This is a genomic window from Pseudomonas lopnurensis (assembly GCF_015070855.1).
Taxonomy (GTDB): domain Bacteria; phylum Pseudomonadota; class Gammaproteobacteria; order Pseudomonadales; family Pseudomonadaceae; genus Stutzerimonas; species Stutzerimonas lopnurensis.
In genome coordinates, this window is the sequence record NZ_JADDIX010000020.1 from 18,318 (window position 1) to 28,682 (window position 10,365).

At 63.3% G+C, this 10,365-nt stretch carries 10 protein-coding genes; 9 read left to right on the forward strand and 1 reads right to left on the reverse strand.

The genetic code is table 11. The annotated features are described in order from the left end of the window. The first annotated feature begins 24 nt into the window (after window positions 1-24). From mrcB to IN820_RS04355, 3 genes are all read left to right on the forward strand, one after another. Window positions 25-2,337, forward strand: a complete 2,313-nt coding sequence (gene mrcB / locus IN820_RS04345) for a penicillin-binding protein 1B (RefSeq protein WP_193679803.1) — start codon at window positions 25-27, stop codon at window positions 2,335-2,337. A gap of 61 nt (window positions 2,338-2,398) precedes the next feature. After that, on the forward strand, window positions 2,399-3,097 hold the full coding sequence (locus tag IN820_RS04350) for a tetratricopeptide repeat protein (protein ID WP_193679811.1): 699 nt from the start codon (window positions 2,399-2,401) through the stop codon (window positions 3,095-3,097). Further along, window positions 3,097-3,417 (forward strand): YqcC family protein, encoded by a 321-nt coding sequence (locus tag IN820_RS04355; protein WP_193679804.1) that lies wholly within the window; start codon window positions 3,097-3,099, stop codon window positions 3,415-3,417. The genes IN820_RS04350 and IN820_RS04355 overlap by 1 nt, the downstream gene beginning before the upstream one ends. Before the next feature lie 78 nt (window positions 3,418-3,495). On the opposite strand, the gene IN820_RS04360 is transcribed toward IN820_RS04355, so the two are convergent. Continuing rightward, the gene (locus IN820_RS04360) at window positions 3,496-3,933 is read right to left on the reverse strand and encodes a DUF4124 domain-containing protein (RefSeq protein ID WP_193679805.1); all 438 of its coding nucleotides are present in this window, start codon (window positions 3,931-3,933) and stop codon (window positions 3,496-3,498) included. Window positions 3,934-4,338: 405 nt separating this feature from the next. On the opposite strand from IN820_RS04360, the gene IN820_RS04365 reads away from it, so the two are divergent. From IN820_RS04365 to msrQ, 6 genes are all read left to right on the forward strand, one after another. Then, window positions 4,339-6,063: an acetolactate synthase 3 large subunit gene (locus tag IN820_RS04365; protein ID WP_193679806.1), complete on the forward strand. Its 1,725-nt coding sequence runs from the start codon at window positions 4,339-4,341 to the stop codon at window positions 6,061-6,063. Window positions 6,064-6,065: 2 nt separating this feature from the next. Then, on the forward strand, window positions 6,066-6,557 hold the full coding sequence (gene ilvN / locus IN820_RS04370; protein WP_013983830.1) for an acetolactate synthase small subunit: 492 nt from the start codon (window positions 6,066-6,068) through the stop codon (window positions 6,555-6,557). A 78-nt stretch (window positions 6,558-6,635) separates the two neighbouring features. Then, window positions 6,636-7,652 carry a ketol-acid reductoisomerase gene (ilvC, locus tag IN820_RS04375; RefSeq protein ID WP_193679807.1) on the forward strand — a complete coding sequence of 339 codons (1,017 nt, stop codon included), beginning with the start codon at window positions 6,636-6,638 and terminating at the stop codon, window positions 7,650-7,652. Between the two features lie 152 nt (window positions 7,653-7,804). Then, complete coding sequence (pssA, locus tag IN820_RS04380) at window positions 7,805-8,644, forward strand: CDP-diacylglycerol--serine O-phosphatidyltransferase (protein ID WP_193679808.1); 840 nt, start codon at window positions 7,805-7,807, stop codon at window positions 8,642-8,644. Between the two features lie 57 nt (window positions 8,645-8,701). Beyond that, entirely contained in the window at window positions 8,702-9,709 is a 1,008-nt protein-coding gene (gene msrP, locus IN820_RS04385) for a protein-methionine-sulfoxide reductase catalytic subunit MsrP (RefSeq protein WP_193679809.1), read from the forward strand. Continuing rightward, a complete protein-coding gene (gene msrQ / locus IN820_RS04390; RefSeq protein WP_193679810.1) occupies window positions 9,709-10,332 on the forward strand; it encodes a protein-methionine-sulfoxide reductase heme-binding subunit MsrQ in 624 nt (207 codons plus the stop codon). Before msrP ends, msrQ begins: the two co-directional genes overlap by 1 nt. Window positions 10,333-10,365 lie beyond the last annotated feature (33 nt).

Here is a 10,365-nt window from a genome sequence, read left to right on the forward strand (position 1 = left end):
GTAAAGTGCGTATAATGCGCCGCCATGACTAAACCCCGCTCTTCTCGTACACGCTCGAAACGCCGCTCTGGTGGGGCTCGCCCCTGGCTGGGCTGGGCGATCAAGCTTTCCATCGTCGGCCTGGTGATCCTCGCCGGCTTCGCGATCTATCTGGATGCCGTGGTGCAGGAGAAATTCTCCGGCAAGCGCTGGACCATTCCCGCCAAGGTCTATGCGCGGCCGCTGGAATTGTTCGTCGGGCAGAAACTGGACAAGAACGATTTTCTCGCCGAACTCGATGCCCTGGGTTATCGCCGCGAAAAGGCCGTGAGCGGTCCGGGCGGCGCCTCGGTGGCCGGCAACGACGTGGAACTGCATACCCGGGGTTTCCAGTTCTACGAAGGCAGCGAAGCGTCGCAGCGGCTGCGGGTACGCTTCTCCGGCGATTTCGTCGCTGGGCTGAGTCGCGCCAACGGCGGCGAGATGCCGGTCGCCCGTCTGGAGCCGGTGCTGATCGGCGGGCTGTATCCGGCGCACAACGAGGACCGGATTCTGATCAAGCTCGATCAGGTGCCGCCGTATCTGGTGGAAACGCTGGTGGCCGTCGAGGACCGGGAGTTCTTCAATCATTTCGGCGTTTCGCCCAAGTCGATCGCGCGCGCGGTCTGGGTCAACCTGACTGCCGGCCAGGTGCGCCAGGGCGGCAGTACCCTGACCCAGCAGTTGGTGAAGAACTTCTACCTGACCAACGAGCGCAGCCTCAGCCGCAAGGCCACCGAGGCGATGATGGCGGTGCTGCTGGAGCTGCACTACGACAAGCAGGAGATTCTCGAGGCCTACCTCAACGAGGTGTTCCTCGGTCAGGATGGCCGCCGGGCGATCCACGGCTTCGGCCTGGCCAGCCAGTACTTCTTCGGCCAGCCGCTGGCCGAGCTGAAGCTGCCACAGGTGGCGCTGCTGGTCGGCATGGTCAAGGGCCCGACCTACTACAATCCGCGGCGCAATCCGGAACGGGCGCTGGAACGGCGCAATCTGGTGCTCGACCTGCTGGCCGAACAGCAGGTGGTCAGCGTCGAGGACGCGGCGAAGGCCAAGCAGGCGCCGCTGGGCGTGACCCAGCGCGGCAGCCTGGCGGACAGTTCCTATCCGGCGTTTCTCGACCTGGTCAAGCGCCAGCTGCGCCAGGACTATCGCGACGAGGACCTGACCGAGGAAGGCCTGCGCGTATTCACCAGCTTCGACCCGATCCTCCAGCTGAAGGCCGAGCAGGCCATGAGCGAGACCCTCAAGCGCCTCGGCAAGAGTACCGAAGGCGTCGAGGGCGCGATGATGGTGACCAATCCGGAAACCGGCGAGATCCAGGCCATGCTCGGCAGTCGCCAGCCCGGCTACGCCGGCTTCAACCGCGCGCTGGATGCGGTGCGGCCGATCGGCTCGCTGATCAAGCCGGCCATCTACCTGGCCGCGCTGGAAAAGCCCAGCCAATACACGCTGACCAGCCTGCTGGAGGACGAACCCTTCTCGGTCAAGGGCGCCGACGGGCAAGTCTGGAAACCGCAGAACTATGGCCGCCAGGCCCATGGCACGGTGTATCTGTATCAGGCGCTGGCCAACTCCTACAACCTGTCCACCGCCCGGCTCGGGCTCGATCTGGGCGTGCCGAACGTGCTCAGGACGCTCGAGCGTCTGGGCGCTTCGCCGAAGTGGCCGGCCTATCCGTCGATGCTGCTCGGGGCCGGCGGGCTGCGCCCGATCGAGGTGGCCGACATGTACCAGACGCTGGCCAACGGTGGCTTCAATACGCCGTTGCGCGGCATTCGCAGCGTGCTCACCGCCGATGGCGAGCCGCTCAAGCGTTATCCGTTCCAGATCCAGCAGCGCTTCGATCCCGGCGCGATCTATCTGACCCAGTACGCGCTACAGCGCGCCATGCGCGAAGGCACCGGTCGTTCGGCCTATAATCGCCTGCCGCAATCGTTGAACCTGGCCGGCAAGACCGGGACCACCAACGATTCGCGCGACAGCTGGTTCGCCGGCTTCAGCCAGGATCTGCTGGCAGTGGTCTGGCTCGGCCGCGATGACAACGGCAAGACGTCGCTGACCGGCGCCACGGGGGCGCTGCAGGTGTGGACGGATTTCATGCGTCGTGCCGACCCGCTGCCGTTGCAGACGCCGGTGCCGGACAATGTGGCGTACGCCTGGGTCGACGCGCGAAGCGGCCTGGGGACCGACGAGCGTTGCCCGGATGCGGTGCAGATGCCCTACATCCGTGGCAGCGAACCGGCTCCCGGGCCGGGCTGCGGTCTCCAGGCTCCGGCGGAGTCGGTCATGGACTGGGTGCGCGGCTGGCTGCAATAGGCCGCCCTATGGTACATCCTGGCCGTTTAGTGAAGAGGTCTGAATAGTGAACAAGCAATGGATGTCCGTTCTGGCGGTCGCCGCCCTGATGCAGGGGTGCGCCACCGTCGATCGCCGGGCGATCCCGGTCGTCGATGCGGGTGCGCCGGTCTCCGAAGAGGTGGCGGCGCGCCAGGGCTATCGTGCCCCGGCTGCACCCGCGGCGGCGCAGCAGGAGGATTCAGGTGTCGTGGTGATGGTGCCCCAGGGTGATTCGGCCCCCCTGCAAACCTTCGCCGCGCCGGATACCGCGTTTTCGGGTTCGGTCGATTCGGGCAGTGCGGCGCAGCCGACCTGGCAGCCTGCGCCGTCGATCTCCGCACCGGCCAGCGCGCCCGCGCCGAGTGCGCCCAGCGGCATTCCTTCCTCCAGCAGCGGTCTGGCCGCCGACGAGCAGCTCGACGGGCCGGTGCTGGCGCTGCTGACCACCGCTCAGCAACAGCAGGGCGGCGGCGATCTGAATGGCGCCGCTTCCAGTCTGGAACGCGCCCAGCGCATCGCCCCGCGCGAGCCTCAAGTGCTCTATCGGCTGGCCCAGGTGCGGCTGGCGCAGGGCGATGCAGTGCAGGCCGAGCAGTTGTCCCGTCGCGCGTTGAGCTATGCCAGCGGACGGCCGGCGCTACAGGCGAGTCTTTGGGAACTGATTGCGCAGTCGCGCGAGCGCCAGGGCGATGCGGCGGGTGCCGCGCAGGCACGCGAGCGGGCCAAGGTCAGCCTGTGATGGAGGCGCGCTTGCCGGCGGTGGCGCAGCAGTTGTTGCTGATCGAACGGGAATTGCGTGTGCTCGGGTTGTGGGCGCCGGTACCGCCAACGCCGGAGGCGCTCGCCAGCAGCGAGCCGTTCTGTGTCGATACGCTGCAGTTCGAGCAATGGCTGCAATGGATCTTCCTGCCGCGCATGAAGACGATCATCGAGGGCGGCCTGCCGCTGCCGGCGATTTCCGGCATCCATGCGATGGCTGAAATGGTTTATCGCGAGCGGCAGGTGGCGGGCCTGCTGGCGGCGTTGCGGCGTTTCGACGAGCTGATCGTGAACGCCTGACCATTGACTGAGGGGAGGGGCGCAGAGGTCGTTGCGCCCTGACCGTTGCCCCGATCGCGGCGCACAGGCGCGCCCGTATCAGTTGCAGTTTTCTGTGATTTTCTCTTGGGTTTCCGTGATGCGGGCCTGGCGCTCTTCCTCGGTGATGCGCCTGACCTCGCCATTGTCCTCGACCCGCACGCGCGGATTGTTCTGCAGTTGCGCCAGGTTGGTGCGCAGCGTCTCGCAGTAACGCTTGCGTTCGGCCTCCTGCTCGGTCACCTGCTGCTTGACCTGGCGGTCGATGCTGCGCTGGTCCGCTTCGGCGCCGGTCTCGCCCTGCGGGATGGTTTGCGGCGCCGCTGCCGGCCTTGCCGGGGCGCTCGGCGTGTTGACGGTTTCCACTTGCTGGCCCTGTGGCGGTTGCGCGCCGAAGTGCGTAACCCCCTGGGTATCCACCCACTTGTACACCTGGGCGGCCATGACGTTGCTGCTCAGCGCCAGCAGCAGGCCGCCCGCAAGAAACATGAATCGCATGCTGTTACCTTCGTCTGGATGCGGAAACCGGCTGCCACTATACCCAAAAGCCTGGGCGCCGCTTCTGCACCGCGTCACAGCCGAAAGCGCTCGGACGCAACGGCGGACTTGACTTGCCGGCGCCGAATCCGAACAATCCCAGGCTTGCTGTCCTGAGCCGCCTCGCCGCAAGCGGGCCCGGCTCAGCCTAGACAGACATGAGGTGCTACCCGCGCCGACCTGCATCACCCGCAACGCGTTACCTCGCGCTGGGTGGAGAGCCCGCGACACCAGGGACTCTTCCAATACTGGCTCAGTCAGTGGCTGACGTAGTCGGCGACCACCGTCGCTCATGCCCTGCTGGCAGTAAACCTATTTCTGGCGGCTCCGGCTTGGACCGCTATCTGGCGTTCAGAGGTGAACAACGTGGAACTCTTATCCGGCGCTGAAATGGTCGTCCGCTTTCTGCGTGACGAAGGCGTTAAGTACATCTACGGGTACCCGGGCGGTGCCGTTCTGCACATCTACGATGCGCTTTTCAAAGAAAAGTCCATCGAGCACATCCTGGTTCGTCACGAGCAGGCCGCCACCCACATGGCCGATGGCTACGCGCGCGCGACCGGCAAGGCTGGCGTGGTGCTGGTGACCTCCGGTCCTGGGGCGACCAATGCCATCACCGGTATCGCCACCGCCTTCATGGACTCGATCCCGATGGTGGTCATCTCCGGTCAGGTGCCCAGCACCATGGTGGGCACCGATGCCTTCCAGGAAACCGACATGATCGGCATCTCTCGGCCCATCGTGAAGCACAGCTTCATGATCAAGCATCCTTCGGAAATCCCCGAAGTGATGAAGAAGGCGTTCTATCTCGCCGAGTCCGGGCGTCCAGGGCCGGTTGTCATCGACATTCCGAAAGACATGACCAACCCGGCCGAAAAATTCGAATACGTCTACCCGAAGAAGGCCAAGCTGCGTTCGTACAGCCCGGCCGTGCGTGGGCATTCGGGCCAGATTCGCAAGGCGGCGGAGTTGCTGCTGGGCGCCAAGCGGCCGATCATCTACGCCGGTGGCGGCGTGGTCCTGGGCAAGGCCTCGGCGCAACTGACCGAGCTGGCGAAGATGCTCAATCTGCCGGTGACCAACACGCTGATGGGGCTGGGGTGCTATCCGGGCAGCGACCGCCAGTTCGTCGGCATGCTCGGCATGCACGGCAGTTACACCGCCAACCTGGCGATGCATCACTCCGACGTGATCCTGGCCGTCGGCGCGCGCTTCGACGATCGCGTGATCAACGGCGCGACCAAGTTCTGCCCGAACGCCAGGATCATCCACATCGACATCGATCCGGCGTCGATCTCCAAGACCATCAAGGCCGACGTCCCGATCGTCGGCCCGGTGGACAGCGTGCTCACCGAGATGGTCGCCATCGTCAAGGAAATCGGCCAGGCGCCGAATGCCGAGACCGTGGCCAACTGGTGGAAGCAGATCGACGAGTGGCGCGGCAATGGCCGGCTGTTCCCCTACAACGAGGGCGATGGTTCGATCATCAAGCCGCAGGCCGCCATCGAGGTGCTCTGCGAAGTGACCAAGGGCGAGGCCTATGTAGCCTCGGACGTCGGTCAGCATCAGATGTTCGCCTGCCAGTACTACAAGTTCGACAAGCCCAATCGCTGGTTGAACTCCGGTGGCCTGGGCACCATGGGCTTCGGTCTTCCGGCAGCCATGGGCGTCAAGCTGAACTTCCCCGAAGCCGATGTCGCGGTGGTGACGGGCGAGGGCAGCATCCAGATGAACATCCAGGAGCTGTCCACCTGCTTGCAGTACGACCTGCCGGTGAAGATCGTCAACCTCAACAATGGTGCGCTGGGCATGGTCCGCCAGTGGCAGGACATGGTGTACAACAGTCGCTACTCGCACTCCTACATGGAGTCGCTGCCGGACTTCGTCAAGCTCGCCGAGGCCTACGGTCACGTCGGCATGCGGATCACCGAGCTCAAGGACCTCAAGCCGATGATGGAGGAGGCGTTCGCCATGAAGGATCGCCTGGTCTTCCTGGATATCGCCGTCGATACCAGCGAGCACGTCTACCCGATGCAGATCAAGGATGGCGCGATGCGTGACATGTGGCTGAGCAAGACGGAGCGGACCTGATCATGAGACATATCATTTCCCTGCTGATGGAAAACGAACCGGGTGCGCTGTCTCGTGTGGTCGGGCTGTTTTCGCAACGCAACTACAACATCGAAAGCCTCACCGTGGCGCCGACCGAAGACCCGACCCTGTCGCGTCTGACGTTGACCACTGTGGGCCATGAGGAAGTGATCGAACAGATCACCAAGAACCTCAACAAGCTGGTGGAAGTCGTCAAATTGGTGGATCTGTCGGAGAGCGCCCATATCGAGCGCGAGCTGATGCTGATCAAGGTCAAGGCCACCGGCGCCCAGCGCGCCGAAGTCAAGCGCACCACCGACATCTTCCGCGGGCAGATCGTCGATGTGACCACCAGCGTCTATACCATTCAGCTGGCTGGTACCAGTGACAAGCTGGACAGTTTCATCCAGGCCATCGGCACTGCCTCGATTCTGGAAGTCGTACGCAGCGGCGTCACCGGGATTTCCCGTGGCGACAAGGTCCTGAGTATCTAACGGCTGCCGGACGTGTCCGTCCCGACAGTCAGCAACGTTTTATCGAATGGCCCACGAGGCCGGCAATAGGGGTAATTCATGAAGGTTTCTTACGATAAAGACTGCGACCTCTCCATCATCCAGGGCAAGAAGGTCGCCATCATCGGTTACGGCTCCCAGGGGCATGCGCATGCCTGCAACCTGAAGGACTCCGGTGTAGACGTCACCGTCGGCCTGCGTCCGGGCTCCTCCTCCATCGCCAAGGCCGAAGCGCATGGCCTGAAGGTCAGCGACGTGCCGGCCGCGGTCGCCGCCGCCGACCTGGTAATGATCCTGACCCCCGACGAGTTCCAGGGCCGCCTGTACAAGGACGAGATCGAGCCGAACCTGAAGCAGGGCGCCACCCTGGCGTTCGCCCACGGCTTCTCGATCCACTACAACCAGGTCGTGCCGCGTGCCGACCTCGACGTGATCATGATCGCGCCGAAGGCACCGGGCCACACCGTGCGCTCCGAGTTCGTCAAGGGTGGCGGTATTCCGGACCTGATCGCCATCTATCAGGACGCTTCCGGCAATGCGCGCAACGTTGCGCTGTCCTACGCCTGCGGCGTGGGCGGCGGCCGTACCGGCATCATCGAAACCACCTTCAAGGACGAGACCGAAACCGACCTGTTCGGTGAGCAGGCGGTGCTCTGCGGTGGTTGCGTCGAACTGGTCAAGGCCGGTTTCGAAACCCTGGTCGAAGCCGGCTACGCCCCGGAAATGGCCTATTTCGAGTGCCTGCACGAGCTGAAACTGATCGTCGACCTGATGTTCGAAGGCGGCATCGCCAACATGAACTACTCGATTTCCAACAACGCCGAGTACGGTGAATACGTGACCGGTCCGGAAGTCATCAACGCCGAATCCCGTGCCGCCATGCGCAATGCCCTCAAGCGCATTCAGGACGGCGAGTACGCCAAGATGTTCATCACCGAAGGCGCCGCCAACTATCCGTACATGACTGCCTATCGTCGCAACAATGCGGCCCATGGCATCGAAGTGGTCGGCGAGAAGCTGCGCGCGATGATGCCCTGGATCGCAGCCAACAAGATCGTCGACAAGAGCAAGAACTGATCGTCGTTCAGCTGGAGAAGACGCGGCCTCGGCCGCGTTTTTTCGTTCTGTCTCCCAGGCATCTGGTATAAAACAGGGGTTTAGCCGGGCTGAACCGCATGTCTTCCGGCCTGGTCGAAATTTATCCGTACCTGATGTAAAGGTGATTGTGCATGAGTGAGCAACCCGAAGAGCCGAACAAGCCAGTCGAGGCGGAAAGCATCCTGCCGATTGACGAGCATGTTGAGGAAATCCAGGAGCCCGACGGCCGCAAGGTTCGCCATCGGGGCATCTATCTGCTACCCAACCTGTTCACCACCGCCAACCTCTTCGCCGGGTTCTTCTCGATCATCACCGCGATCAACGGCAACTTCTATGTCGCCGCGGCGACCGTCTTCGTTGCCATGGTGCTGGACAGTCTGGATGGACGGGTTGCCCGTCTGACCAATACGCAAAGCGCGTTCGGCGCCGAGTACGACTCGTTGTCGGATATGGTCGCCTTCGGTCTGGCGCCCGCCGTACTCGCCTACGAGTGGGCGTTGTCCGAGCTGGGCAACGTCGGGCTTACCGTGGCGTTCATCTATGTGGCCTGCGCTGCACTACGACTGGCGCGCTTCAATACCCAGATCGGCAAGGTCGACAAGCGCTGGTTCATCGGTTTGGCGAGTCCTGCCGCCGCCGGGGTGGTCGCCGGCTGGGTCTGGGCGGTCTGGGCGCTCGATGAGCTGGGCATTCGCGGTGTGGATCTGCCGCTGGTGCTGGTCATGCTCTTCGCGCTGATGGTGGCTGCCGCCGGCCTGCTGATGGTCAGCAATATCAAGTACTACAGCTTCAAGGATCTCGATCTCAAGGGGCGGGTGCCTTTCGTCGCCATTCTGGTGGTGGTCCTGGTGTTCGCCGTGGTGTTCAGCGATCCGCCGCGGATTCTGTTGTTGATCTTCCTGGCCTATGCTGCCTCCGGTCCGGTGCAGTATCTGATGCAGCTGCGTCGCCGCAAGCGCGTCGAGGGTTGATTTTCTGCTCGGCTCCGCGCCTTATTGGTTCATTCCGACCCGTATGCGGAGCTGCTCATGCTCATCAAGATTCCCGTTTCCGGCGAGTGTCGCGAGGCAGAGGTAACGCCTGAGGCGGTCTACCTGAATCGCCGCCGGTTGCTCCAGGGTGCGCTGCTTTCCGTTGCGGCAGCGGGAGTCTCGCCGTTCGCCAGGTCCGCAGAGCGCTACGAGGGGGTGGATCCGGCGCCAGCGCCTGCATGGTTCACTGAAAAGCTGGCCGAGACTCGCTGGCAGGCTGTCGTGGCGCAAGGCGAAGCGATCACGCCTTTTTCGGACGCCACGCATTACAACAACTTCTACGAGTTCGGCCCCAACAAAGGCGATCCGGCACGGCATGCGTCGGCGTTGAAGATCGAACCCTGGACGGTGATCGTCGATGGGGAGGTCGACAAGCCCGGGCGCTACTTCCTCGAGGATCTGTTCCCGCCAAACCGCCTGGAAGAGCGCATCTACCGCCTGCGTTGCGTCGAGGCGTGGTCGATGGTGATTCCCTGGCTGGGTTTTCCATTGGCCGATCTGATCCGCCAACTGCAACCCCGTTCTTCCGCCCGATACATTCGTTTCGAAACGGCCTACAGGCCGGAGGAAATGCGCGGCACCCGTTCGGGATTCGCCTTGATCGACTGGCCCTATGTCGAAGGCCTGCGCATGGATGAGGCGATGCATCCGCTGACGTTGCTGGCTGTCGGCATGTACGGGCGGGTGCTGCCCAACCAGAATGGCGCGCCCTTGCGCCTGGTCGTGCCCTGGAAGTACGGCTTCAAGAGCATCAAGTCGATCGTGCGGATCAGCTTCGTGCGCGATCAGCCCGCGACCACCTGGCAGACGATGGCGCCCCGGGAGTACGGCTTCTACGCGAACGTGAATCCACAGGTCTCGCATCCCCGCTGGTCCCAGGCGCGGGAGCGGCGCCTTCCCGGAAGCCTGTTCAAGCCCAATCTGCGCGACACGCTGTTGTTCAATGGCTATGCCGAGCAGGTGGCGGGTTTGTATGGCGCAATGGATCTTGGCAAGGACTATTGATGCGTTACGTGGTGTGGCGGGTTGCGGTTTTTATCTGCGCGGCGAGCGTGCCGGGTTACTGGCTATTGCTGGCTTGGCAGTTTGCCCTGGGGCCAGACCCGGGCAAGGTTCTGGTCGACAATCTCGGGCAAGGCGCGTTGGTGTTGCTGCTTCTGACTCTCGGGATGACGCCGCTGCAGCGCGCGACGGGGTGGGGTGGCTGGCTTGCCGTGCGCCGTCAGCTCGGGCTGTGGTCCTTCAGCTATGCGCTGCTGCATCTGACCGGCTATCTGTATTTCCTGCTGGGTAACGAGTTCTCCCGCTTGGGCGAGGAATTGCGCGAGCGACCGTACATTCTGGTCGGCACACTTGGCTTCATCGGTTTGACGGCATTGGCGCTCACGTCCAATCGATGGAGCATGCGTCGGCTCGGTAAGCGCTGGAAGGCATTGCACCGATTGGTCTATCCGATCGTGATCGTGGTGTTGCTGCATATGCTCTGGGTCGTTCGGGCCGACGCCGGGCGCTGGTTCCTGTACGCCGGTATCGCTGCCGCGCTGCTCCTGTTGCGAATTCCCGCCGTAGCTGCTGCATTGACTGCATTGCGGAGCGGGAAAAGAAAGTTCGCCATAAAACCGAAATAAACGGTTGACGGCTGGTTTCAGGCCCCTATAATG